The sequence below is a fragment of the Desmonostoc vinosum genome, from assembly GCF_059505385.1.
This window is the reverse complement of sequence record NZ_JCACKM010000244.1, coordinates 38,258-64,759: the sequence shown is the minus strand read 5'-3', so window position 1 is coordinate 64,759 and position 26,502 is coordinate 38,258. Positions and strand designations below refer to the sequence as shown.

At 39.1% G+C, this 26,502-nt stretch carries 22 protein-coding genes; 12 read left to right on the top strand and 10 right to left on the bottom strand.

Annotated elements, in window-relative coordinates; translation table 11 throughout:
• Positions 1-130 precede the first annotated feature (130 nt).
• The 4 genes from AC5JMF_RS27800 to clpP all read left to right on the top strand — a co-directional run bounded on the left by AC5JMF_RS27800 (position 131) and on the right by clpP (position 3,753).
• Positions 131-1,390 (top strand): FGGY-family carbohydrate kinase, encoded by a 1,260-nt coding sequence (locus tag AC5JMF_RS27800; RefSeq protein WP_495798940.1) that lies wholly within the window; start codon positions 131-133, stop codon positions 1,388-1,390.
• A gap of 491 nt (positions 1,391-1,881) precedes the next feature.
• Positions 1,882-2,202, top strand: coding sequence for an ArsR/SmtB family transcription factor (locus tag AC5JMF_RS27795; protein ID WP_495798939.1), 321 nt, complete (start codon positions 1,882-1,884; stop codon positions 2,200-2,202).
• Complete coding sequence (locus tag AC5JMF_RS27790) at positions 2,202-2,804, top strand: SRPBCC family protein (protein WP_495798938.1); 603 nt, start codon at positions 2,202-2,204, stop codon at positions 2,802-2,804. The genes AC5JMF_RS27795 and AC5JMF_RS27790 overlap by 1 nt, the downstream gene beginning before the upstream one ends.
• 307 nt (positions 2,805-3,111) lie before the next feature.
• Positions 3,112-3,753, top strand: a complete 642-nt coding sequence (gene clpP / locus AC5JMF_RS27785) for an ATP-dependent Clp endopeptidase proteolytic subunit ClpP (RefSeq protein ID WP_495798937.1) — start codon at positions 3,112-3,114, stop codon at positions 3,751-3,753.
• 292 nt (positions 3,754-4,045) lie between these two features.
• On the opposite strand, the gene AC5JMF_RS27780 is transcribed toward clpP, so the two are convergent.
• A complete protein-coding gene (locus tag AC5JMF_RS27780; RefSeq protein ID WP_495798936.1) occupies positions 4,046-4,999 on the bottom strand; it encodes a Rieske 2Fe-2S domain-containing protein in 954 nt (317 codons plus the stop codon).
• A 385-nt stretch (positions 5,000-5,384) separates the two neighbouring features.
• Between AC5JMF_RS27780 and AC5JMF_RS27775 the strand changes: the two genes are divergently transcribed.
• On the top strand, positions 5,385-6,041 hold the full coding sequence (locus AC5JMF_RS27775) for a TetR/AcrR family transcriptional regulator (RefSeq protein ID WP_495798935.1): 657 nt from the start codon (positions 5,385-5,387) through the stop codon (positions 6,039-6,041).
• 103 nt (positions 6,042-6,144) lie between these two features.
• Here AC5JMF_RS27775 and AC5JMF_RS27770 read toward each other — a convergent pair whose 3' ends face one another.
• Entirely contained in the window at positions 6,145-6,477 is a 333-nt protein-coding gene (locus AC5JMF_RS27770) for a hypothetical protein (RefSeq protein WP_495798934.1), read from the bottom strand.
• 580 nt (positions 6,478-7,057) lie between these two features.
• Here AC5JMF_RS27770 and AC5JMF_RS27765 point away from each other — a divergent pair.
• Positions 7,058-7,267, top strand: a complete 210-nt coding sequence (locus tag AC5JMF_RS27765; RefSeq protein WP_495798933.1) for a hypothetical protein — start codon at positions 7,058-7,060, stop codon at positions 7,265-7,267.
• A gap of 90 nt (positions 7,268-7,357) precedes the next feature.
• Positions 7,358-8,416, top strand: coding sequence for a radical SAM/SPASM domain-containing protein (locus AC5JMF_RS27760; RefSeq protein ID WP_495798932.1), 1,059 nt, complete (start codon positions 7,358-7,360; stop codon positions 8,414-8,416).
• 282 nt (positions 8,417-8,698) lie between these two features.
• On the opposite strand, the gene larE is transcribed toward AC5JMF_RS27760, so the two are convergent.
• The 5 genes from larE to hrmK all read right to left on the bottom strand — a co-directional run bounded on the left by larE (position 8,699) and on the right by hrmK (position 15,327).
• Complete coding sequence (larE, locus tag AC5JMF_RS27755; RefSeq protein ID WP_495798931.1) at positions 8,699-9,529, bottom strand: ATP-dependent sacrificial sulfur transferase LarE; 831 nt, start codon at positions 9,527-9,529, stop codon at positions 8,699-8,701.
• A 144-nt stretch (positions 9,530-9,673) separates the two neighbouring features.
• On the bottom strand, positions 9,674-10,561 hold the full coding sequence (locus AC5JMF_RS27750; RefSeq protein ID WP_495798930.1) for a CHAT domain-containing protein: 888 nt from the start codon (positions 10,559-10,561) through the stop codon (positions 9,674-9,676).
• Positions 10,562-10,564: 3 nt separating this feature from the next.
• Positions 10,565-11,983: a hypothetical protein gene (locus AC5JMF_RS27745; RefSeq protein WP_495798929.1), complete on the bottom strand. Its 1,419-nt coding sequence runs from the start codon at positions 11,981-11,983 to the stop codon at positions 10,565-10,567.
• Positions 11,980-13,374: an ABC transporter ATP-binding protein gene (locus AC5JMF_RS27740; RefSeq protein ID WP_495798928.1), complete on the bottom strand. Its 1,395-nt coding sequence runs from the start codon at positions 13,372-13,374 to the stop codon at positions 11,980-11,982. Before AC5JMF_RS27740 ends, AC5JMF_RS27745 begins: the two co-directional genes overlap by 4 nt.
• A 138-nt stretch (positions 13,375-13,512) precedes the next feature.
• Entirely contained in the window at positions 13,513-15,327 is a 1,815-nt protein-coding gene (gene hrmK / locus AC5JMF_RS27735) for a hybrid histidine kinase/response regulator HrmK (protein WP_495798927.1), read from the bottom strand.
• Between the two features lie 177 nt (positions 15,328-15,504).
• Between hrmK and AC5JMF_RS27730 the strand changes: the two genes are divergently transcribed.
• Complete coding sequence (locus tag AC5JMF_RS27730) at positions 15,505-16,371, top strand: branched-chain amino acid ABC transporter permease (RefSeq protein WP_495798926.1); 867 nt, start codon at positions 15,505-15,507, stop codon at positions 16,369-16,371.
• A 34-nt stretch (positions 16,372-16,405) separates the two neighbouring features.
• On the opposite strand, the gene psaX is transcribed toward AC5JMF_RS27730, so the two are convergent.
• Positions 16,406-16,543: a photosystem I protein PsaX gene (psaX, locus tag AC5JMF_RS27725; RefSeq protein WP_495798925.1), complete on the bottom strand. Its 138-nt coding sequence runs from the start codon at positions 16,541-16,543 to the stop codon at positions 16,406-16,408.
• 196 nt (positions 16,544-16,739) lie between these two features.
• Positions 16,740-17,639, bottom strand: coding sequence for a lipoyl synthase (gene lipA, locus AC5JMF_RS27720; RefSeq protein ID WP_495798924.1), 900 nt, complete (start codon positions 17,637-17,639; stop codon positions 16,740-16,742).
• 259 nt (positions 17,640-17,898) lie between these two features.
• Between lipA and AC5JMF_RS27715 the strand changes: the two genes are divergently transcribed.
• Positions 17,899-18,540, top strand: coding sequence for a response regulator (locus AC5JMF_RS27715; protein ID WP_495798923.1), 642 nt, complete (start codon positions 17,899-17,901; stop codon positions 18,538-18,540).
• A gap of 265 nt (positions 18,541-18,805) precedes the next feature.
• Positions 18,806-24,355, top strand: coding sequence for a trifunctional serine/threonine-protein kinase/ATP-binding protein/sensor histidine kinase (locus tag AC5JMF_RS27710; protein WP_495798922.1), 5,550 nt, complete (start codon positions 18,806-18,808; stop codon positions 24,353-24,355).
• 62 nt (positions 24,356-24,417) lie between these two features.
• On the opposite strand, the gene AC5JMF_RS27705 is transcribed toward AC5JMF_RS27710, so the two are convergent.
• Positions 24,418-24,717: a hypothetical protein gene (locus tag AC5JMF_RS27705; RefSeq protein WP_495798921.1), complete on the bottom strand. Its 300-nt coding sequence runs from the start codon at positions 24,715-24,717 to the stop codon at positions 24,418-24,420.
• Positions 24,718-24,761: 44 nt separating this feature from the next.
• On the opposite strand from AC5JMF_RS27705, the gene AC5JMF_RS27700 reads away from it, so the two are divergent.
• The gene (locus AC5JMF_RS27700) at positions 24,762-24,917 is read left to right on the top strand and encodes a hypothetical protein (protein ID WP_495798920.1); all 156 of its coding nucleotides are present in this window, start codon (positions 24,762-24,764) and stop codon (positions 24,915-24,917) included.
• 176 nt (positions 24,918-25,093) lie between these two features.
• Positions 25,094-26,389: an adenylosuccinate lyase gene (purB, locus tag AC5JMF_RS27695; protein ID WP_495798978.1), complete on the top strand. Its 1,296-nt coding sequence runs from the start codon at positions 25,094-25,096 to the stop codon at positions 26,387-26,389.
• The last annotated feature ends 113 nt before the right edge of the window (positions 26,390-26,502 follow it).

Here is a 26,502-nt window from a genome sequence, read left to right as displayed (position 1 = left end):
ATGTTCAACAGTTTCGTTTACTACTTTTCCTTGTTTTGCCTGGTTTGTGGAATATCTTGTTACAAGATGCAACAAAAGCAGCGATTCGTCAGTAGCGTTAGTGAATTTTCATTAGAAAAATTTATAAATTATGGATTTGTATCTGGGTATTGACTTTGGTACCTCTGGCGCACGCGGCGTGGTAGTTGATGATCAAGCTAGTATTCAGGCTGAGGTGCGATATGCTTTTGAGGATTCACTTGCCTCTGTAATGCCCTATTCTTGGGAAAAAGCTTTGTTTGCGCTTTTAGAACAAATATCTGAGGAATTACGGCGAGAAATTAGAGCGATCGCTATCAATGGTACCTCTTCCACTGTCTTACTCTGCGATGCGGCTGGTAAACCTGTAGATGCACCACTACTGTATAACGATGCGCGAGGAGCAGTTGTACTAGAATACTTAGTAACAGTAGCGCCACTTAATCATACTGTACTAAGTGCTACATCTAGTTTGGCAAAACTGCTGTGGATGTCACAACAACAATCTTTTACCAAAGCTAAATATTTTCTGCATCAAGCTGATTGGCTAGCGTTTCTTTTGCACGGGGATTTAGGTGTTAGCGATTATCACAATGCTTTAAAACTGGGTTATGACGTAGAGCAATTAAAATATCCAGAATGGCTCAATACGTTGCAAATACCGATTCAATTACCCAAAGTTTTACCGCCAGGAACACGAGTTGCAGAATTACGTCCAGAAATTGCCGCTAAATTCGGCTGGCGTCGAGATTGTCTGGTATGTGCTGGTACAACTGATAGTATTGCTGCTTTTATTGCGAGTGGTGCAAAATTGCCTGGTGAAGCGGTGACTTCTTTGGGTTCAACGCTGGTGCTAAAACTATTGAGTCGGACTCGTATAGAAGATGCACGCTTCGGAATTTATAGCCATCGTTTCGGTGACTTGTGGCTAACTGGAGGTGCTTCTAATACTGGAGGTGCAATTTTACGGCAGTTTTTTACAGACGTTGAGTTAGAAAACCTCAGCCGTGAAATTGATCCATCAACAGCCAGCAAGTTAGATTATTATCCATTGTTGAAAGCAGGCGATCGCTTCCCAATTAATGATCCCAATTTACCACCGCGACTAGAACCACGCCCGGAAAATCCCAGAGAATTTCTGCATGGTTTGTTAGAAAGTATCGCCCGTATAGAAGCCCAAGGATATGAATTATTACAGCAATTAGGGGCGGACAAATTGAGTAGTGTTTTTACTGCTGGGGGTGGTGCAGCAAATTCCACTTGGACTGCTATTCGTCAGCGGTATTTAAAAGTGCCTGTGTTGGCATCGGTATATACAGAAGCTGCTTATGGGACGGCGCTTTTGGCAATGCACGTAGAGACGCGCTTTTGAAGCGTTTCTACTTTGAAACCCATGATCAAGCTGGATTTCTTAATGCGTGAATTTTGAATTGGTATAAATCAGTATCTATCCTGGTGACAATTAACAGATCTCGGCTGATACTAGGTTGATTAGATACCGGACTATAGGGTTCCAGGTTGATATCTGGGCAGCTATTTGGGGATGGGTGCTTCGCAATCAGCGAATGTCATCTATCCCCTTTTTTATCTTTAATAATGGGGATTCCCCTACACCCTCACACCCTTATACCCTCATACCCCAATAATGGGGATTCCCCTACACCCCCACACCCTTATCCCTCATACCCCAATAATGGGGATTCCCCTACACCCCACACCCTTATACCCTCATACCCCAATAATGGGGATTCCCCTACACCCTCACACCCTTATACCCTCACACCCCTATTTCTTGACATTTAAGCAATTACTTATATATCATCTAAATAGTTAAGCATTTGCTTAAATATATGGTTAATCTGAATGAGTAGACCTGCTGCCAGTGCGGATGTGTTTGTGGCGATCGCAGATCCCACACGCAGGGCACTATTGGATCTGTTAAGAACTGGAGAACAGCCAGTTAAACAGCTGGCTGAGCCATTTGCCATGAGCTTACCAGCTATTTCCCAGCACCTACAGATTCTTTGTGAAACAGGTTTAGTACAAATGCGGAAAGCAGGGCGACAGCGCCTGTATCGGCTGAACCCAGAACCACTGAAGCAGATATCTGACTGGATTGCTCATTATGAGCAATTCTGGCAAGAGAAACTAGATGCCCTTGGTAATTATTTGGAGGAAAATTAATGCTCCGAAACTTGAATATGGAAGTGTTCTATCCTTATTCTCCTCAGAAGGTTTGGCAGGTACTCACTAACCGTCAAGCATTAGCAGCATGGTTAATGGAAAACGACTTTGAGCCGCGTTTAGGGCATAAATTTCAATTCCAACATTCAACACTACCGGGGTTAGAAGGAAACATAGACTGTGAGGTCATTGAACTAGATGAACCTAGAAAGTTAGCTTTTACTTGGTACGACAAGATGATGAGCCTGCCTTCGATTGTGACTTGGACACTAAAACCTGTAGATGGCGGTACTCAACTTCAACTAGAGCATAAACAGTTGAGATACAAACCTGTAGAGACGCATCACGACAAGTTATTACATGAGCCAATACGCCTTTATCAACCTCGACAGGTTCATGAGTCTAAAGCAGTAACGCCAACATTAGCACCGAATACTTACACAATCCGATTTCCATCAATATCTGTTGGTAATTACATGGCATTGGATAGCATTATTCTGAGTTATTTTATCAACGGTGGTTGGGATTATAAACTCAAAGAAAAACTACCGCAAGTTTTAATCCAGGACTTTACAAGTTCAGGCGTTCATATATTGCACTAAAACTCTACGTTATTCAGTAGCCATTTCTCTCCAAATTGCTATCGAAATTTGGAGATGAATTGACGCGAGATATTAGACCTCTTGCGAAAGCCTTAATTTTTGCGCCTTTTTTTGCGTCTTTGTGCCTAAGAAAGCGGGAAGCTGCTGACGCTCCTTCGTCGCTACCGCTGACGCTCGAAGACTCGCTAACGCTGCGCTAACGCTAACGCGTATATGCGCGTTAGCGAAGCGGGGCGTAGCCCAACAAAAAAATATTTATGCAAGAGGTCTATTGATATAAAATTTTTGATTCCTTGGAGCAAAAAATATGAATTTTCCTACCCAAAACAGCATTCCATTCATTATTCAATCAACAGAAAAAGGAGAACGAGCATTAGATATTTATTCCCGCTTGCTCGCAGAGCGAATTATTTTTCTCCGAAGTGAAGTCACAGACGACACAGCTAATCTCATTGTTGCACAAATGCTATTTCTCGATGCGGAAGATCCAGAGCGAGATATTACATTGTATATTAACAGCCCTGGAGGTTCAGTAACAGCAGGAATGGCTATTTATGATGCCATCAATCAAATTCGTTCAGAAGTATGTACTGTATGTATTGGCATTGCTGCCTCTATGGGATCATTTTTGCTATCTGCGGGAACTAAAGGTAAAAGATATGCTTTACCAAATGCTCGGATTATGATTCACCAACCATCAGGTGGTGTTCAAGGAAAAGCATCTGATATTGAGATTGCAGCTAAGGAAATTTTATATTTCCGTCAATTAATTAACAAGATATTGGCTGCGAATACTGGCAAATCGTCAGAACAAATAGAACTTGACTCGGAACGTGATTTTTTTATGAGTGCTGAAGAAGCAAAAGCCTACGGTTTAATTGATCATCTTATTCTCAAAACATCTGCAACTCATTTCACTCATAGTCAATATCAAGGAAATGGAAGATAAACAATCTTTAGTAGTAGACTATTTCAGCTAATTTAGTGCATTAGATTGAATAGGCGTAGGTTGGGTAACCACTGCGTTGCGGGGGTTCTCCCCGTTGTAGCAAGTAGCGTTTGAGGAACGAAACCCAACACCAATATCCATGTTGGGTTGAACGAAGTGAAACCCAACCTACAAAATTTCTTGCATTATTTTAGCTAAAACAGTCCGCTATAAAAAAACTTTGGCTGATGACTATTAACCATCAATAATTAACGCAAAATTCCATCCCTTTTTAGAGGTTCTATAAGCTTAATTACCAATCTCGATAGAGTTTTTCTGCATGAAACATAATTTCTTCATTGGGCAACCGAATTTTCGATTTTTGCCTGGGATATAAACTTTCAACGGCAGTTGTATCTTGTTCAATAACTGTAGCTGCTGCTTTTAAAACTGAGTTTTTAAACAGAGATTTCATCAAAGGATTGACATCTCTGGCATACATTAAAATAAATGTTTTAGTACTTTTTTCTGTTTGGGGATAGAGAATATGAACTTGAGCAACCTTACCAATTGGTGTTTGAGCAAAAAGAACTGTAGTTGAAGGAAAAGCATATTCAAGTGCGTTGTTGAGGGTTTTAGGTAAGATTCCTAAAAGTGGATTTTTGATAATTTCACATAATGTGTTATCAGCTCTGGTAATTTCTTGCTGTACTTGAGCATAATATCCTTTTTCTTCAAAAGAACTGACGCTACATGATGTAATTTTAAACATTTCTTTATGAGTGCCATTTTGATGGTTATAGTCATAGTTAACCATCAAGTTACTCAAGAAGTCACCCTGAATACTTTTTTCTCCACTTACTCCCACGAATTCATATTCATCTACAATTCTTTGATGTAAATCTGGAATGGGTAATCTTGGCTCGAATCCTGCATAAGTCCAAATACAATCGTTACTAACAATTAAGTCTAATGGTTGAGTAATTGGCTGAGTATCTTTTTTTTCTTCTCGGCAGAGTCTGCCTTGTCCATCAAATTCTAATGCATGAAAAGGACAAGTAATAGTATCTCTTTCTTGACATATCCAACCGTCTGATAAAGGAGCCTGCATATGCGGACAAATATTATCGATGGCGAATACTTCACCTTTTCGATTTTGCCAAACTACATAATCTTGTCCATTTAAAGTAATTTTATTGGGTTGATTAACTCCGAGCATTGATTTGTGAGCGATTAGCCAAGGCGCACCAGGTAAAATAGGTTCCATTTTGCACTCCAAAGTATTTAAATTCTTTTTAATTTCAGCGATTTTTGCAATAATTATTTATGTCTATCGAGAGATAAGTCAAAATAATTCGTAATTCGTAATTCGTAATTCGTCAGTTAAATTCAACATACACTTGTATATGTGCGTTACGGCTTCGCCTAATACACCGCTACATCAGTTTTATGTCTAGTCAGGTATGAAGAAAATAATTTTGCATAGTTTCAAAACCCTTGTAGAGAGGTAAAAATGTTACGTCTCTACCTTAAATATAATTAGTTAACTAATTTTTTAGTTAGTTAAATTTAATTTAAATTAACCTGACTGGATTTGTCAACTACTAAACAATTTTTAGTTAAGATATGATTCGTTAGTATGATGGAGAACCGTGAGTCGTTCAACGCAGCCAAAAATTTTATCTAAAAAACCGCGTCAGGTGCGCGATGCAGAGGCGACGAAACAGCAAATTCTAGATGCGGCGGAAGCGGAGTTTTCTAGACATGGACTGAATGGAGCGCGGACAGAGGCGATCGCCAGAGGTGCAGGTGTCACTACAGCGATGATTTATTACTACTACCAGAGCAAAGAGGGGCTTTATCAAGCTGTTCTACAACGCCCGGTAGTGGAGATGTATGAAGGGTTTAAGCAGCTAAATCTCGATGATTTACCACCACAGGCAGCTTTGGAAGTAGTTGTTAGAGGAGCGATCGCTTACGAAGCAGCTCACCCCCAGCGCGGAATGCTTTGGTTTCAAGAAGCAAACCAAAATCAGGGAAAGTATTTCAAGCAGGGGAATTGGCAGGAAAATTTTAGTTATATCATTAAAGTTCTGGAACGGGGAATGACAGAAGGTTGTTTTCGTCAACTCGATCCGTTTTTTGTCACCCTGCAAATAGTAGGAGTTTGTACTTTATACTTCAATGCTCACGAAAATCTCAAGCATATTAGACCGGACTTACAGCTGCTTAGCCCAGAACTAATAGAGCAGTATACTCAAGAAGCAATCAAATTGATTTTGGCAGGTGTACGAAGTGATAAAGGATAGGGGGCAGGGGGCAGGGAGATGAGGGAGATGAGGCGGCAGGGCAGGCAGGAGGAGAAATTACAAACATCTATTACCCAGTCCCCAGTCCCCAATCCCCAATCCCCTATTCATCAGAACCAACAAGAACTTTGACTCCATCATTGCTTTCGGAAGATTGGGCGGGTTGCAATAAAATCGGAGTATCCGGCAATGAAATTGTTTGGTTTAAAGGAAATCTACCCGTAGTCTGATTGACTCTTTGATTATTGTTAGAAAACACTGCAAAGTCATCAGCATCTTGGACTGTTTTAGTATCAATTCCCTCTAAAGAATCACCAGTCAATTTGAAGTTATCTGAGCTTTGGTTAGGTATGTCTGGTGATTGGGCTTGAACCGGGCTTCCTAAGCTTGCAAAAGCTGTCATAATTGCCAAGACAGCAATAATTTTAGCGTTCATTAGTTTTACCCCAATTCTTTATTATTTTGCTTGTTTTTATTCTCTCAAGAGATTATTTGTTAACCTCTACATGCTAAATAGAGTCTGTAATAAATATTATTCTATAAATATATGCATTGTCAATGATAGCTATATTTAGTAAATCAAATAAATAAATTAAAGAGAATAAATCTTAATGTAAGAAAACGTTGACATTGCAATCACAATAATTAGCGAATCATCAAATTGCTATTAATCCATAAGAGATTGCTATAGTGGCGATCGCTAATCTGTGGATGCTAGATGTAGTTTCGTTGGGATTTTCCTAAGCTAGTAGAAAAATCGGCAATGTGATTGTTTGAACTCAAGCTTGAGAAAACTCAATATATTTATACTCAACTAATGAGCATTTAACTTGCATGTATTAGTGGGTAAAATGCCTGTAATACAAGACTTTAACATTTACGCATCTCTAAATATTAAATTTTATCAAGTTACCTATAATTTACGTAATTTCCTCAGATAGTTATGAAGTTGAACGAGTGATGATTGCTGAGATATTTCCGCGATCGCACTTTTCATAAACATCAAGGAGAACAATATGGAAAATCGTCTGCAAGTACAAAATCTTCAAGGCGAAGAATTAGATATGGAATTAACTCCCGAAGAGTTAGAAGAATTAGAAGCTTTGAAAGGTGGAGGTCTGTCTTACTTAGGAGATTTCACCTATCGGCCTTTTCCTTATGGAATTCCTGCCGACCTCTTCAGGTTGAAGACATTAGATGTCGCGAATCGAGTAGTTAGATACTAAAACTTTTTGCAGAGTTTCTTGTAAAAGTATCTTCTGCAAAAGATTTATCGGGTTTTAAATTACCAAGAGTCATTGGAGACGTGTAAGTATATGACACCTACTGGAAACTTTAACCGTATTATTCAAATCCACCCATCCAGGCGGTGCAACTTGCACTGTCTCCATTGTTACTCTTCTTCTAGTCCCCAGGAGCGTGACCAACTTAGTATCGCGCTCCTTTTACAAGCAATTACCGAAGCCAGTGAACAAGGGTACACAACCGTTAGCTTCTCAGGAGGCGAACCCCTTGTATACAAACCTTTACCTGAACTAATCAGACAAGCCCAGCAATGCCAGATGCGGATAATCTTGACTTCCAATGGCATACTCTTAGACGAGCGACACCTAGAACAGCTATCTGGAAAAGTTGATCTACTAGCCATCAGTTTAGATGGAATGCCTGCTTCCCATAACCGGATACGAGCTTCAGAGCGAGCCTTTGAGAAAATGGCCGCTCGATTAGCAGGGGTGCGAGAATCAGGTATTCCATTTGGATTTATTTTCACCCTCACAAAACAAAATTTTCGTGAACTAGATTGGGTGGCAAATTTTGCTCTAGAACAGGGAGCGAAATTATTCCAAATTCATCCCCTTGTAGAGGTCGGACAAGCTAGCCAAAGCCTCATCGGTGCTAAACCCAGCACAAACATCCTATCCCATGCTTACCTCAAAGCCATACGCTTGAGAGAAGCTTTTGGTGACAAACTGTTTATTCAAATTGATTTAGTTCATCAGGAATTACTACGCCTGAATCCTGATAGTTTTTTTGCAGACGAACTCCCACTCAATGAAGCAGAATACTGCTTTGCTGACCTCGTATCACCCTTAATTATTGAAGCAGATGGGACAGTAGTACCCATGCAGCATGGTTTTGCTCGCAATTACGCTTTAGGAAATCTCAACGAAGCTTCGCTAGGAAAACTCGCCATCCATTGGCGTCAAGAGCATTACCCTGCTTTTCGAGAACTTTGCCGACGTGTTTATGAAGAATTAACAGCACCAGCCGAGCTGCCAATTACCGATTGGTATCAGACGCTGATGCAGTTTGCAAACATGAGTGGGGAGTGGGGAGTGGGGAGTGGGGAGTGGGGAGTGGGGAGTAGGGAGTAGGGAGTAGGGAGTAGGGAGTAGGGGAAGAAATATTTTCATAGTTTATTGTTAAGCGCAGCTCATAGAGTATTTTGCAAAAGTTTCAATTTTCGCGCTCTTATATCATGTCCGGCTAATCACTTATCATAAAAATTTCTCCCTTGTCCCCGCGTCTCCCTATCTCCGCGTCAGCCAAATCATAAGTCTTTAAACGGACATGATATTATTTGCGTCTTTGCGTCTTTGCGTGAGCTTTTCACTCATATTCAACAACGCCAAAATTATCTATGCAAGAAGTTTCATCTAGACTTTAGCGCCTAATACATCTCGATTTAAAACTTGATTTAACTTCCCACTACGATAACCTTCTAAATCCAGAGTCACATAGATAAATCCCAAATCTTGAAACGCACAAACCAACGTCTGTAAATCTGTAGTTAACACAAACTCCTTAATTTGTCCTGGTGGCAATTCAATACGTGCTGTATCTCCCTCAGAACGCACACGCAAATTCATTAAACCTAGCTTTCGCAGATGAATTTCAGCCCTACCGACTCTTTGCAACTTAGCTACAGTAATTTCTTCACCATAGGGAAAGCGAGAACTCAGACAAGGTTGAGCAGGTTTATCCCACCAAGGTAAGCCGAGTAGTTGTGAAAGTTGCCGAACTTCTACCTTCGTAACACCGACTTCTGCCAAAGGCGATCGCGCCCCTCTTTCCTTAGCCGCCTGAATTCCTGGGCGATAATCATGCAAGTCATCAGCATTTACCCCATCCACCACATAGGGATAACCCAACTCTAAAGCTAAAGGCTTGAGGGTGTCGTGCAATTCGCTTTTGCAAAAATAACAGCGATTAACGGGGTTAGCAGTGTAATTGGGATTGTCCATCTCGTGAGTTTGAACAACTTTATGCTGAATTCCTATAGTTGCGGCTTGAATTTTGGCGTCTTCCAACTCTTCTGGTAACAGCGAAGGTGAAACAGCTGTGATTGCCAAAGCGCGATCGCCCAACACATCATAAGCAATTTTGGCAACCAAAGTGCTATCAACACCGCCAGAGTAGGCAATCAATGCCTGCTCCATTTCTTGAAATAAAGCTTTTATTTGCTCAAGTTTTTCTGTTAGTATCATTGCCCAATTCCGCCAAAACCATATATCTATTTTAGGGATTAGGGATTGGGGATTGGGCTTCGACTTCGCTCAGCCCACGGGGGATTGGGAATGGGGAATGGGATAATATTCTCAAATTTGTCTGTGGCTAAATTGCAATAGAGTTCAGTTTGTCAAGAAAATAGTTGCTGGATCGGATTTTAAAGCAATTAGTTGTGGCAGGTCTTGCTCGTTTAAGTTTTGCATATCTATTTGGATGCAAGCTAAGTCAAAGGCTGTTTTGAGGTCGCGCCCATAACCTAATGCTTGATAGAATGATGTGGCAAAACTGATAGCTGATTCGTCTTGAATTGCTTGAGACATACCAATTACGCTGTCGATGTGTTGGGCGATCGCTTTTGCTTGTATATCAGAATAGCAAGCATTTAGCACTACGCAGCGAATGTCATCTTTTAGTACAGAAAATAGTTGACTCAAGGCTCTGACTGAAACAGAATGACTATTACCAGAGTTATCTAATAAAAGAATCTCATTATCTTCGTTGCCATGACCACTAAAATGTACAATATTAGGCCTATGGCGTAGCAGAAGACCTTGTAAATCACTCACACGCACAGCCCAGTGCTGAATCACCTCAAACCGATCACGAAATTCTGACTGACGCAGAGCTTGGTCAATTGAGCGACTTTCTTGATCTAAACTTAAATGAGTTTTATCTGAAGGGTTAGCGGCTAGAAAAAGGATTTTAATTACTGGATTTTTAGGGTTATTTGAATTATTAATACTCTCTTTAGTAGCGATTTCTTGGTGAATTTTATTCCTTAATTTTAGGAGTGCGTCTGTAAGCCGATTTTTTTCTCTGCGGATCTCTTCGTTACTAAGAATACCTTTGCGATCGTTTTCTTGCAATTGGTTTAAGCTAGCAGCGTGCAAAATCACTTCGTCATGATAGCGAGATGAGTATTCATTAGTAATTTCCTTTAGTTGCAAAATAGCACTTTCTAATTCACCCTGTTCAATGAGATTTTTAATGTTATTTAACTTGTCGTTCATAGTTTAATCTTTAGGTAGATATAATTGATTCATCAACTCACGCTTAAGATAAGGTATCAACGGTAAATATGCTAAGCTGGCAATGATAAAATATTTGTCCGCAAATGTAAAACTATTTTCGGATATTTTATAAGAATCTATGAAGACATATGGAAGCATCATCACACAAATAATTACTGCAAATGGAAGCGCTACAAGATTCATTACCTTAAATAAAGAATATTTTTCTGTTTGTTTGGTACTTAGTAATTGATACATAATAAACAAAATAAATATCAAACATAATATACTGAATATTATCTCTGGCTTGATGCTAAAAACCGATAAATATGATAAGAAAGCAGTAATAAATAGACATAAAATCATTGCAATTGTTATGTAAAAAAATCCGAAAAAACAAACATTAAAAAATGTATTTTTAACCAAAAATAGGAGTAACGAACCTAAGTTGCAAATAATATAGATTGAAAACAATAAAGATGATTTGAGTAAGTAGAAATCATTAATTTTATAGGCATTATCTGTGGACATATATAGCAAATCTCTTATTGGTTTTTGTCTATTTTCTTGCTCATATATATCTGTTTGTGTATATCTTTTTATCATTTTAGTAATCGCTTTTTTAGCGTTTTCGTCTCCTTTTGTTATGGATTCTACTAACTCAACTAAATCACTCAGGTCTTCTCTTGCTAATTGATAGTTTTTATTCGCTATAATTGCATTAAAAAATGCTATTCGTCTAGATGGTCTTAATAATCCCAAAAAATTTAGATGTTTACACTCAACTATTCCTCGTATAATCTTGTCTACAGTATTTTTTGGTATACTTAATCTCTCATATTTTATACTACAATTATCAGACCTTATTTGCTCATTAACTTTAGATTTTAGAGCTTCTATGTATGTATCAAGAGTAACTTTATCTCTATATTTATCAGCAGTTGATTCTAGTACTAGTAAATCAATATTTAGCTGATTATGAGTAGCAACAACTTGCATCATTTTGCATGACATTGATAAATTGAATGTTATCGCCCCTGAAGCAATCAAAACTATACAAGTAGCATAACCTAGTATTTCAAGGAAGCCATACTTTTTGGGAATTTTATTATATTGTTTTTTGACATCATATAAATATTGCTGAATCCACCAATAATAAAATGCAGTTATGCCAACAGCAGGAAGGAAAATAAAATTGATCTGCGAAAAAATAAAAACATGATCCGGTTTAATCGGATAAATAATAACCAAAAAAATAATTAATAAATTTGCTAGCAATGCATAGTAAGCAACGTAATGTAATTTGAATACCCATAGTCTCGGCTGATTTAATAAAAGATAACGATCAAACTTTTGTAATGCTTGAGGAGATAAAATCTTGGCTAACAGATATTTTGTACTATTAAATAATTTCTGATTCATGATAGATTTTCAAAAAGTTTACGTGTAGATTTACTAATATCTCTGAAGTATTTTAATGAAATGTCTTGTTCCAGAAAAACTTTTAGCAAATCGTTGGCAGTTACTTCTTTATGTGTATGAACGATAAATCCACTACCAGACTTTTCAATTTTTATATATCTGACTTTTTGCAGTAAATCTTTAACTTGTTCTATCAACAAGTTGCAATCTATCTCGTAAGAATTTTCTTTTCTGTCTTCACCAAAGTTTTTGACTGAGCCATTATATACAGCTTGACCATTTTTAATAAAGATAATATTGTCAGCAATATTTTCAATTTCATATAAACTTTGAGAACTAATAATAATTGATTTAGGTTTGCCAACAGAATTCGCTAAATATCGTAAATCTTGTAAGAAAAGTAATTGGGTGTTAATATCTAGATTTGCTAATGGTTCATCTAAAATCATTAGTTTAGGATTACCAATAAGTGCCCTTGCTAGGGCAAATCGCATTTTATAACCACCAGATATTTCACTCCATTTTGCTTCTCTATAACGCTCTAATTCTAGACGTTTAATAATAAACTCGACTCTATTTTTATTCTTTTGACCCTTGAAGCCATGAATAGCTGCTGTAAAATGTAAATTATTGACTAGTAAACCATCCCATGAAGGTAACTGTTGAGGAATATAAGCTATTTGTTGCTTAATTGAATATATATCAGTTTTTTTGTTGGAGGTTAGACATGGGTAATCTAACTTTCCTTGAGTTGGTGCAAGTTCTCCTGCAATTATTCTTAAAAGTGTTGTTTTGCCATTACCATTTTCACCAACAACAGCAGTTATTTCACCAAGGTTTAGAGTTACATTGATATTAGATAATTTAAACTCAACAGAACGACTATTATAAGTTTTGTATAATTCATGAGATTGAAAGACGACTGAAGAAATTGTAGGACGAGAGATAATTTTCTGTCTCTGGGTTTCTATAAATTGCTCTTCATCTATTTCAAGTTGAGTTTTTTTATTGTTTATCTCATCTAGATTTGGTAGATGAGAAAGCTCAGTTTGTAATGGGTTATATTTTGGTTGTATTAAACTAGTATTTTGCTGATTAGGTGTTTCTTGCTTTTTTAATTGATAGTTATCTCGAATCAATGCAGCAACTTGTATAATCTGAATTATTAATCTTTTTTTTCTCTCATCTATATTGGCTGTATAACCATAAATACGCTCATCAGATTCTAAACCAGTATATGCGCTTCGAATGACGGAAATTTCTGCTTCATAGTTTTCGTTGGGCAAATCCTCTTCAAAATCCATTAGTCGTTTCGTTGCTGCATTCAGATCATTTTCAGCTACTAAACGCTTTATTTCAGAGTACCTAGATTGAGGATCAGCGTTAGTCATGGATTGCTATGTGGTGCTAGCTTACATGATTATACGTAAATGCGCCTATAAGCAAATGTTCGCTTAAAAGTATCAAAAATATAGCAAAATTTTACTTTATTTAATTTTTGACAATGCAAACAGAACCTTGTAACACTGTCAATCATTCGAGGTTGTTGGTTTGCTGTATTTTGCTACCAAACTTGCTAGGAGCGGTAAATCTATTGGTTTAGGAGTGTAATCATTGACTCCAGCAGCTATGCAAGTTTCGCGATCGCCTTTCATTGCCATTGCGGTTTGAGCAATCACTGGAATCATCTCATATTGAGGATTTTTTCGCAGTTGTTGTACCAAATTAAGACCATTTTCATCTGGTAGGTAAACATCCATAATAATAACCACAGGATTTAGCTGTTTTAGCGCTTCCCACATTTCAACAGCATTCCTCACCCAAGTGACTTGATATCCCAACTTGCTTAAATAAATTTGCATTAACTTGGCGTTGGGTAAATCATCTTCTACCAACAAAATCTCTGAAGATGAACTAGGTAAATAATTTTCAGTTAATCTTTTAACTCCCTCATCTCCCTCATCTCCCTCATCTCCCTCATCCCCCACTCCTTCCACAGGCTTCAGGGGAAGTACGAGAGTAAAACGAGAACCGCGATCGATTTCTGATTCAACTTCCACACAGCCACCATGAATTTCCGCCAATTTCTGAGTTACGGTTAAACCTAAACCTGTGCCTTCATTGCGACTAACTACGGCGTTAGCAATTTGATAATAAGGTTGAAATAGTTGAGCCTGGTCTTGTTGAGAAATGCCAGTGCCAGTATCCCAAACTATAAAATTTAAACATGCATCCTTGGACACAACTTTTAAGCCAACAGTGCCTGTACTAGTAAACTTCAGAGCATTAAATAGCAAATTTAACAGCATTTGCTTGAGACGCAAAGAATCAGCCACTAGGGTTGTGACACTGGGATCTAGTTCTAAGCAAAGTTTCAAACCCTTGTTAGCAGCTTTCTCTTTTACCAGTGCAAAAACATTACGACACAATTCTGGCACGTTGACATTTTCCCACTGCACTTCTAGCTGGTTAGCTTCTATTTTTGAGAGATCCAAAATATCGTTAATCAGAGCTAATAAGTGTTTACCGCTAGACTGAATAATATTTAAATACTCTTGGTGGCGTTCTCTGGTTTGGTCGTAGCCTTGGGCTAAAAGTAGATGAGTGAAACCGATAATAGAACTTAACGGTGTGCGAATTTCATGGCTGGTGTTTGCTAGAAACTGGTTTTTGAGTTGATTGGTACGCTCAAGTTCTTGATTAGAACCATCCAACTGTTGATACCTTTGCTGCCAAAATATCATTTGCCTGAGTTGTGCAACAGCTGTGGTACATTGCTTGGCACACCTGGCCATTAATTGCGCTCTCAGTTGACTCGGCAATGCTATTGGTGATTCATTATCAGAACTTGGGGGTGCTGTGGCAATAATTAGCCAGCCGAAGACACCGCCAGAATGATCTACTAACCGCCAAGCATTTGGTGGTTGTTGGTTCTCAAGCTGCTGTAAATCTTCGAGTTTGATGACCTCTTTTAATCTCAACCGTAGCCTTTTGCGTGCCGTCAGCATTACTTGCGGTAATGGAGATTGTGTGCTTGGGGAGCGACAAACATAGCAAATTTTGCCAACTGTTTCGTGGGGTTGAAACAGAGCGATCGCTACTTTACTATCTTCTACAGCACCATTGATCTCGTTGACTACGATTTGGAAGATTTCTGCTTCGATGACACTTGCCACTGAGACAGTGGTACAAGCAGAAAGCAGGCAATCATTCAGGCGACTTTGCAGCTGGTTTAAGGTCTTCTCCAGCCACAACTCAGTGCGGAGTTGTTGGATTGTTGTCAAAAGTGTGGACGTAGCATCTATCTGTGAGTTCTGTTCTGGTAAACTTGAATACTGCTGCATGGTCAACTAAACGTTGAACAAATTTGACTTCGCATAAAAATGCGAACAAGATTCTATGTAGATTAGCGGACAATTCCCTTTTTATTTATAAACCATAACTCATAGTGTCGTATGTAGCAGCTAAACAAAAAAATATCGGTTATTCACTTAAAATTTGTTAACAGCAAGTTTAAGACTATGACTTTAGAATTCGCTCAACTCATCGTGAATGGGATTGCTGTAGGAAGCATTATTGCTTTAGCCGCAGTTGGACTTACTCTTACCTATGGGATTTTACGGTTATCTAACTTTGCTCATGGTGATTTTCTCACTTTAGGAGCTTATCTAACTTGGCTCATCAACACTTTTGGCGTTAACATTTGGCTGTCAATGATACTAGCAGCCTTGGGAACAGTAGTCGCAATGCTGTTGTCAGAAAAACTACTATGGTCGAGAATGCGTTCTATCCGTGCTACTTCCACTACACTGATCATCATTTCCATCGGACTAGCCTTATTTATTCGCAACGGCATTATTTTTACTTGGGGTGGTAGAAACCAGAATTATGATTTACCTTTTACCCCTGCTTTAGATATTGCGGGCTTAAAAGTGCCGCAAAACCAAATTTTGGTATTAGGTTTAGCAGTGTCCGCAATTTTGGCATTACATTACCTCCTGCAAAACACCAAAATTGGTAAAGCCATGCGAGCAGTAGCTGACGACCTGGACTTAGCTAGAGTTTCTGGTATTAATGTTGACCAAGTAATCTTTTGGACTTGGTTAATTGCTGGGACTTTGACTTCTCTCGGTGGCAGTATGTACGGTTTAATTACAGCAGTACGGCCCAATATGGGTTGGTTCTTAATTTTACCTTTATTTGCTTCAGTGATCCTTGGCGGAATTGGTAATCCTTACGGGGCGATCGCAGCAGCTTTCATCATTGGCATCGTCCAAGAAGTCAGCACCCCTTGGTTAGGTTCTCAGTATAAACAAGTAGTAGCACTGGTAATTATGATTTTAGTGCTACTGATTCGTCCCAAAGGTTTATTCAAAGGCACGATTTAAGTAGAGACGTTGCAGGCAACGTCTCCACCCCTAGTTATTCAATAATGTGGAAGTAATAAGCTGCCACCAACAAGTTCAAAGCTAACAAAAGTATTGCCCAACCAGTACGAAAGGTATATGGAGGTTTAGCTCCACTATCAGCAACTGGCGAGTCTTTGGTTTTAGCAGTCATAATCGGTTCTCCTAATGTCAGGACTTTTTAAGAAATACCAAATTTGGTGTACCAATCGCCTAAATTCTTTAGAAATATTTGTGTGGCGTAATGGGGAATGGGGATTGGGGATTGGGGATTGGGGACTGGGGATTGGGGGAGATCTATGTGTAACCTTCCCCCTGCTCCCTCATCCCCCTCATCCCCCTCATCTTCCCTACTCCCCCGCATGATACGAACTACGCACCAGGGGGGCGGAACGGACATGACTGAAGCCCATTTGCGATGCGATTTGACCTAGTTGGGCAAATTCCTCTGGAGTCCAGTATTTTTGTACTGGTAGATGCTCTAAAGAAGGGCGCATGTACTGACCAATAGTGATGCGATCGCATTCTACAGCCCTTAAATCGGTCATTGTTTCGACGACTTCAGCAATTGTTTCGCCGTGTCCTAGCATCAAACCTGATTTGGTGGGAATAGTGGGATCGATTTCTTTGATCATAGCGAGTACTCGCAGCGAGTGATCGTACTTTGCTCCTCGACGGACTGCTCGAGTTAACCGTCGTACTGTTTCGATATTGTGATTGAAACAAGCTGGCTTGGCTGTAGCAACCGCCGCTATCCTTTGGCGTTGACCTGCCTCCCCTGCACCCGCGCCACCCCAAAAATCAGGTGTTAGCACTTCAATTTGAGTTTCTGGGTTCAACTGGCGAATAGTCGCGATCGTTTGGACAAAATGACCTGCTCCTTGGTCAGGCAAGTCATCACGAGCCACAGAAGTCAACACCACGTAACGTAATCCCAACAGTTGCACTGCCTCCGCCACCTTTTGCGGTTCTTCTGAGTCCACAGGCATTGGGGCATGACCTTTATCTACTTGACAAAAAGCACAAGAGCGCGTGCAAGTTGGCCCCATCAATAAAAAAGTAGCGGTTTTTTGGGAATAGCACTCACCCCGGTTAGGACAGCGACCTTCTTCACAAATCGTATGAATTTGTCGCTGCTTAATAATGCGTTGTACAGTGGAGAGTTCGCTGGCTTTGCCGATGGGGCGACGTAACCAGCTAGGCATCTCCATAATTACAGACTTGAGTTCAGCTTGTGGTGACGAATTCATAGATGTCTCAGCAAAATCCGCAGATAGACTAAGGCTAAATTCCTATGCTTGAGAGCAAAGTCAAAGCCTTAAATATCACCATGACACAAATTCCAGACAACACCAGTAAAAGTTCTGTCAAATACTTATACATAATGTCATTTATACCGAAATATACTATCCCCCGATCAACAAAAATTTTGGATATAGTGGGAGCATTCTCAAAGCCAATCAGCAAATCTGCTATTTACACCTAAAGTTTCTGTTAGAGCAATCAGTCGTGGCAAGCAACAAAATTCTAGTTATAGATGACACTACAGTTGTCAGGGTGAAAGTACGTGAAATGTTGCCTCCGGGTAATTTCGAGGTACTAGAAGCCAAAGATGGTATGGAAGGACTAAATTTCATCCTTCAAGAAAAACTCAGCTTGATTATGTTGGATTTCCTGTTACCTAAAATGAGTGGTTGGGAAGTTTTTCAGCAAATTCAAGCCCAGCCAGAGTTAAGAAAGATTCCTTTAGTAATCATGTCTGGTCGTAAGGAAGAGGTGACGGAGAAAATTTCAGAACCCTTTGAATATTTTGAATTTCTCGGAAAACCTTTTGACCAAAAGCAACTAATTAACGCCATCAAGTTAGCCATGACCAAGGCTAAACAACCACGTTCTGAACCAGTATTAGTGGGCGCGGCTGTTGCTACTAAAAATGGTGCAGTCGCAACAATCTCTAGCGCAACCAGTAGTGCAGTTGCAACTCCTAATTTAACAACTAATGACACAGTTGCAACCTCTAATAAAACAACAGACTCCTCTGTAGAAATCAATGCTCTCAATGAGAAAATTGATAAAATGCAAGCGGAAATTGATAGCTTGAAAAAGCAGTTAACTCAGGTTGTGACCTTTATTAAACAGAAAATCAAGTAGCATTTGCATCCATTATTATTTTTGTTTTTGCAGATTAGAGTATAGATGCGATCGCCAAAATTCTTTTAAGCTCATAAAACAGGATTAGTAAATTCAGTCGCTAGTCTACAAAGCTTTATCACAAACTCAACCTGTCAAAACTTACTCTTAACCAAAGTAAGTGACAGGTTTTTTGTTTATCAAAAAAATAAAAATTTAATGATACTTGCAGATGCCCCATGGGAATAATAGGCGATAGAAAATAAAATTATGGGTACAAGCTGCAATGTTAGTAGCATTAGACACATTACCTGCACTTCCTGGTTATCGTATCACAGAGCAAATCTACTCAGGCAGCAAAACTTTAGTTTATCGAGGTATCAGAGAACAAGATCAGCAATCAGTTATTATCAAACTGATGCGGAATGAATTTTCATCATTTGCAGACATTGCTCAATTCCGTAATCAATACTTCATCATCAAAAACCTCAACTTCCCTAGTATAGTCAAACCCTACAGTTTAGAAAACTACTCCAACAGCTATGCTTTGGTGATGGAAGATTTTGGTGGTGTTTCTCTTAAAGATTGGCAACAGGGGGAAAATCCTGTTTCTCTAAGTGAGTTTTTTCATATCGCTATTAATATTATTTCTACCCTTGAAGGATTGCATCGACATCGCATAATTCACAAAGATATTAAACCAGCCAATATTCTGATTAACCCTACAACAGGTGAGATAAAACTTATTGATTTCAGTCTTGCCACTCTTTTGCCAAGAGAAATGCAATCTCTCACAAATCCCAACGTTCTAGAAGGTACTTTAGCTTATATTTCTCCTGAACAAACCGGAAGAATGAACCGAGGTATCGACTACCGCACCGACTTTTATTCTCTGGGTATTACCTTTTTTGAACTCCTAACTGGGCAGCTACCCTTTACCAGTAGTGACCCGATGGAGTTAGTTTATTGTCACATTGCTAAAGAACCGCTAAAAGCAAACTTAATTAACTCTCATATTCCCCCCATTTTGTCTGGTATTATTAGCAAGCTGATGGCTAAAAACGCCGAAGAACGCTATCAAAGTGCCTTGGGGTTAAAGCATGATTTGGAAGTGTGTCGTCACCAGTGGCAAGAGAGTGGAAATATAGCGTTTTTTGAGTTAGGAGTCAGGGACATTTCAGATCGTTTCGTTATCCCTGAAAAACTCTATGGTCGCCAACGCGAAGTTGAAACCTTACTCGCTGCCTTTCAACGAGTGACTCGCGGGACAACAGAAATGATCTTAGTCACCGGTTTCTCTGGTATTGGTAAAACTGCTGTAGTCAACGAGGTTCACAAACCTATTGTGCGGCAACGTAGTTATTTTATCAAAGGTAAATTTGACCAGTTTCAGCGTGATATTCCCTTATCAGGATTAGTCCAGGCTTTTCGAGATTTAATTGGGCAGTTGCTTTCTGAAACTGATACCCAAATTCAGCAGTGGAAAGCTAGAGTTTTAAAAGCATTGGGTACACAAAGTCAGGTAATTACTGATGTAATTCCTGAACTAGAACAGATTATTGACAAGCAACCTTCAGTAGCAGAACTCTCTGGTATTGCTGCTCAAAACCGCTTCAATTTATTATTCCAAAGATTCATCCAGGTTTTCACTACTAAAGAACAGCCTTTAGTGATTTTTTTAGATGATTTACAATGGGCAGATGTAACTTCTTTAAAATTAATTCAATTATTAATGAACGAAAATGCCTCATCTTCTGTTTTAGATGCAGCAGAAAATACGGGTAAAACCAAGGGTGGTTTTTTGTTGATTGGTGCATACCGTGATAACGAAGTTTCTAAGGCGCATCCCCTTTATTTAACGCTACAGGAAATTGAGAAAACGGGAGCAGCTATGAATGCGATCGCACTTGCACCATTAAATCAAGGCGATTTAAATCATCTGATTGCTGATACCCTGCATTGTCAAGAAGTTTTAGCCGTTTCTCTCACTCAAATGGTATTTGCTAAAACTAAAGGCAATCCCTTCTTTTCTTTACAATTTCTCTATTCATTACATAACTCTGGATTGATTACACTGAATCTTGAAGCTGGCTATTGGCAGTACGAAATTCAAAAAATCAAAGAATTAGCTCTTACAGACGATGTTGTAGAATTCCTCGCGATTCAACTAGTAAAATTGCCCATCAATACGCAAAAAATATTGAAACTAGCCGCATGTATTGGTAATCAATTTGATTTAAATACTCTGGCGATCGTTCATGAAAAATCTGTAGTTGATACAGCGTCAGACTTATGGAAAGCATTAATTGAAGGGCTAGTTTTACCTCACGCAGATGTTTATCAACTATTTCCCCAAGATGATGAAAATCATCAGTTAGTCATTAATGATAAACCAGCTAATCGCTTACCTATATATAAATTTGTACATGATCGTGTTCAGCAAGCAGCTTATTCTTTAATTTCTCCAGAAGAAAGAAAGCAAATTCACTTAAAAATTGCATTACTGCTATTTGATAATATCCCAGTTGCCAAACGAGAAGAAAAGATTTTTGAAATCGTCAATCAATTCAATATCGCACTGGAAGATATTACCTCCCAAGCGAAGCGAGATGAACTAGCTGCCATGAATTTGATTGCTGGGCGTAAAGCTTTGGCATCAACTGCTTATCAAAATGCAATTAACTATCTAACTACCGGAATTCAACTGTTAGCTACTGATAGTTGGGAGACAAAATATGAATTAATCTTAGCTTTGTATGAAACAGCCGCAGAGGCAGCATATTTGGCTGGCGATTTTGAGCAAACTGAACAATTGATAGAAGTAGTTTTAAAAAGAAGTAAAACACTGCTAGATAAAGTGAAAGTTTATCAAGTCAAAATTCAAACTTATGGAGCAAAAAACCAAGCTTTAGAAGCTGCTAATATTGGACTAGCCTTTTTAAGGCTTTTAGGAGTAGAATTTCCTGAAAAAATCAGCATAGCTGATATTCAGCTAATAATGTCAGAAATATCATCCAATCTAATTGGTAAGAATATCCAAAACTTAATTGACTTACCAAAGATGAGAGAACCGCAAATGTTAGCAGTTATGAGTGTTCTCTCTAGCACTACTGCTATGATCTACCGAGCTAAACCAGAACTTTTTCCTTTAGTTCTTGTTAAACAAATCAACTTATCACTCCAATATGGTAATACACCTTTTTCTGCTTTTGTCTACGCTAATTATGGAGTAATACTATGTGGAATTATAGGTGATATTGAATCTGGTTATCAATTTGGAAAGTTAGCTGCAAATCTATTACTGAAATTCCAGACTAAAGAGATTAATGTTAAGGTACTAGGAACATTTCAACCTTTGATTAGACCTTGGAAAGAGCATATTCGAGAAATATTAAACCCGACACTAGATGTTTATGTTAATGCTATAGAAGTAGGAGATTTGCAATACGCAGCTTATTCTCTTCATGCTTATTGTTATTGTTCATATTTTGTCGGCAAAGAATTGGCAGAACTTGCACAAGAGATGTCAACTTACAACAATGCTATTAGAAAAATCCAGCAAGAGGCGGTATTAAACTGGAATCTAATCTATCAGCAGATCGTATTTAATTTGCTAGGTTCTAAGCAGCATCAATATGAAGAAACAATGCTGCCGATTCTCATAGAAGCTAAAGATAGCTTAGGATTTTTATATTTTTATTTTAGTAAACTTCATCTGTGTTATTTGTTTCAAGAATTTCATCAAGCATCTGAAAATGCAACCTTAGCAGAAAAATATTTAGATAGTGGTATTGGGCATCTAATTGTTCCCGCTTTTTATTTTTATGATTCTTTAACGAGGTTAGCGCTGTATTTAGATACCGACTTATCTGAACAAAAGCATATTCTCGATAAAGTACAAGCCAATCAAGAGAAAATGAAGAAATGGGCAGATCATGCCCCAATGAATTTTTTACATAAATATTATTTAGTAGAAGCCGAATGGCATCGGATTCAAGAACAACATATCGAAGCAATGGACGATTACGATCGCGCTATCTCCCTTGCCCAAGATAACGAGTATATCAACGATCAAGCCCTTGCTCACGAACTTGCCGCTAGATTCTATTTAGAATGGGGTAAATCAAAGATTGCACAGGCATATTTAAGCGATGCTTATCATGGCTACCTCCGCTGGGGGGCAAAAGCCAAAGCTGACGATTTAGCCAACCGCTATCCCCAACTACTTGTTTCCATACTTCAGCCAGAAAAGCAAGCAGAACTGAGTTATGATCCCAGCCAGGAAGAGATTTCTTTAAATAACGTGTCTCTATCCACTTTGAACAATCAACAAAGTGTAATTGCCTCAAAGACAAGCATCTCCGATTCTCTAGATTTAGCATCTGTAATTAAAGCATCTCAAGCCCTCTCTGGAGAAATTGAGTTTGAGCAATTACTTTCTACTTTAATGGAAGTAGTGATGGAGAATGCAGGGGCTTCTAAATCTGCCTTGATTTTGGCTAGAGGTAATAAATCGAATTTAACTGTTACCGCAATTAGTTTAAGCTCAAAATATCAGCTGATTAAAACAGAATTTCCATCCATTCGCTTAGAGTCAAGTTCTGATGTTCCCATTACTTTGATTAATTACATCAAACGAACTCGTGAAATCTTCGTTGTTGATAATGCAATGGTTGTACCCTCGCTAGCAGCCGATAGCTATATCATTCGTGAAGAACCTAAAAGTTTGTTAGCCATACCTATTATTAATCAAGGTAAATTGATTGGGATTTTTTACCTAGAAAATAATTTAACTACAGGAGCATTTACACGCGATCGCGTAGAAGTTTTGAAGCTCATTACTACCCAAGCTGCAATATCACTAGAAAATGCCATCCTCTACAAAAATTTAGCACAAGCTAATGAACGCTTAGAAGAATACAATCATACTCTAGAGGAGAAAGTTGCAGCTAGAACTCAAGAACTCAATGAAACAAATCAACACTTGCAACAAACTTTAGAGGAGTTACAACAAACCCAAACTCACCTGATTCAAAGTGAAAAAATGTCTGCATTAGGGCAAATGGTTGCGGGAATTGCTCATGAAATCAATAATCCCATCAATTTTATTCATGGCAATATTGCTCACACTAGTGAATATGTCCAAAATTTGCTCAATTTGCTCGATATTTATCAGCAAGAATATCCCCAATCTTCACCCTTGATTGAAGCAAAACAAGAAGAGATAGACATAAATTTTCTCGCGGAAGATTTGCCAAAAATTTTAAATTCGATGAAACTAGGAAGTTCGCGCATTCGCAATATTGTTTTAGGCTTACGTAACTTTTCCCGCTTAGATGAGGCGGAAATGAAACCTGTCGATATTCATGAAGGAATTGATAATACCTTGATGATTTTACAGCATCGACTGAAAGAAAAGAGCGATCGCCTAGCAATTGAAGTCATCAAAACATATGGAAAATTACCAGAGATCAACTGTTACGCCGGTCAACTTAATCAGGTATTTATGAATATCTTGAGTAATGCGATCGATGCTATAGAAGAGTCAATAGCCAATAGCAGTGAAATATTCACTAAACCACAAATTCACATTTTTACTGAATTAACAGATATCAATACAATCAAAATCCGGTTTGCTGATAACGGTTTTGGCATGACAGAAGCAGTACAGCAGAAAATTTTTGACCCATTTTTCACCACTAAGTCAGTAGGAAATGGCACAGGATTGGGTTTATCGATTAGTTATCAGATTGTCGTGAACAAACATAAAGGTAGTTTAATCTGTGATTCCACACCTGGAAAAGGAACTGAGTTTGTAATTGAAATTCCAATCTAATATCATGTTCGCTAACTTTCCCTGCTCCCCAAAGCGATAGGATATTTTTTAGTTAGAAGTTTTTAGTTACTAGGCGGAGTGTTGCCGTTACCGCCTTGTTGCAGTAGGTATTCCCAAATACGCCGAATCTCAGCTTGAAACACTGTGCGATCGCGCTGGGCTTCTAGTGCCTGAAGACGGGAGAGATCAGCAAGCTGGTTAATTGCGCGTTCAAGTCGTGCAGATGTTTGAGATACAGTGCGGAGTTCCCGTCTATTGGCATTTTGGATTGTCCTCAGTAGATCTAATTCGTCACCCAAATCCTCTAATTGAGTTTCAATATTGATTAACCTCTCTTCGATTGGTTGATCAGCGTTGGTCATCTAAAAATCTCCTATTCAATTCCAAACTTCAATTTATAAGGAAAATGCCGAAAACCCTTGACAAACAGCAACGTAGTTGCGTTTTTCGGACTTCAGGCGCTACCGAGGGGCACTCGGAAAGTCAACGCTTGGGAGCCAGTGCGTTGGGCGGCTTTGCCGACTTGAAGCAAATGGCGTGGAGAGAACCACCTCTTTTTTAGATACCGCAAGGGGTTTAATCTAAGTGGACTCGTTGAACCAAGAATCCCTGTGGCTTTAGCCCAGGGAGTGTCAAATCCTTTCAATCTCATTCTATTCGTCCAAGACTTTTCAAACTTCCTCTTAAACCAGCAAACAGTTTAGACTAAAATATGACGGTTGTATTTTGTGGCGGACTGTGATTGAGCGTTATACTTTGCCCGAAATGGGTAATCTTTGGAGTGAAGCCTACAAGTTAAAAACCTGGCTGCAAGTAGAAATTGCTGTTTGTGAGGCTCAGGCTGAACTAGGTTACATTCCATCTAGTGCAGTGGAGGAAATTAAGGCAAAGGCAGATTTTGACCCCAAACGGGTGCTAGAAATTGAAGCTGAAGTCCGCCATGATGTGATTGCTTTCTTGACAAACGTCAATGAATATGTAGGTGAAGCAGGACGCTATATTCATTTGGGTTTAACTAGTTCAGATGTGCTGGATACGGCTTTAGCACTGCAATTAGTTGCTAGTTTAGATGTGTTATTGCAACGCCTAGAAGACTTGATTCAAGCAATTCGCCAAAAAGCACAGGAACACCGTCATACGGTGATGATTGGTCGATCGCACGGTATTCATGCCGAACCAATTACCTTTGGCTTTAAGCTAGCTGGATGGTTAGCGGAAGTGTTACGTCACCAAGAACGCCTGAGAATTCTCCATACAACTATCGCTGTGGGCAAGATTTCCGGCGCCGTGGGAACCTATGCCAATGTAGAACCGCGTGTAGAAGCGATCGCTTGCCAAAAACTCGGACTCCAACCCGATACCGCCTCCACACAAGTTATTTCCCGCGATCGTCATGCCGATTATGTCCAACAATTAGCTCTAGTAGCGGCATCAATCGAACGCTTTGCAGTAGAAATTCGCAATCTGCAAAAAACAGACGTTCTCGAAGTAGAAGAATACTTCGCCAAAGGTCAAAAAGGCTCTAGTGCCATGCCGCACAAGCGTAACCCCATCCGTTCTGAACGGCTAACAGGAATGGCCCGACTCGTCAGAAGTCACGCCGGCGCAGCTTTAGAAAATGTCGCACTCTGGCATGAACGAGATATTTCCCACAGTTCTGTAGAGCGGGTAATCTTACCAGATGCTTGCATTTTAACCCACTTCATGTTGCATGAAATCACCGAGTTAGTGAAAAACTTGTTGGTTTATCCAGAGAACATGGAGCGAAATCTCAACTGTTATGGTGGTGTAGTATTTAGCCAGAAAGTGCTACTCGCGTTAGTAGATAAAGGACTTAGCCGAGAAGAAGCTTATGCGATGGTGCAAGAAAACGCTCATGCTGCATGGAACAAGCCAGAAGGCAATTTTCAGGACTTGATTAACAAAGATCCGCGCGTCACTCAAAAATTGTCCCCAGCAGAACTTGAGACATGTTTTGATCCCCAGCAGCATCTACGGCATTTAGAAGATATCTATCAGAGGCTGGGAATTTAGGAATTATATCATGTCCGTTTAAAGACTTATGATTTGGCTGACGCGGAGATAGGGAGACGCGGTGAGACAGCGAGTAAAGGAGGGTTTCCCTCCGCAGGCGACTGCGTTAGCGC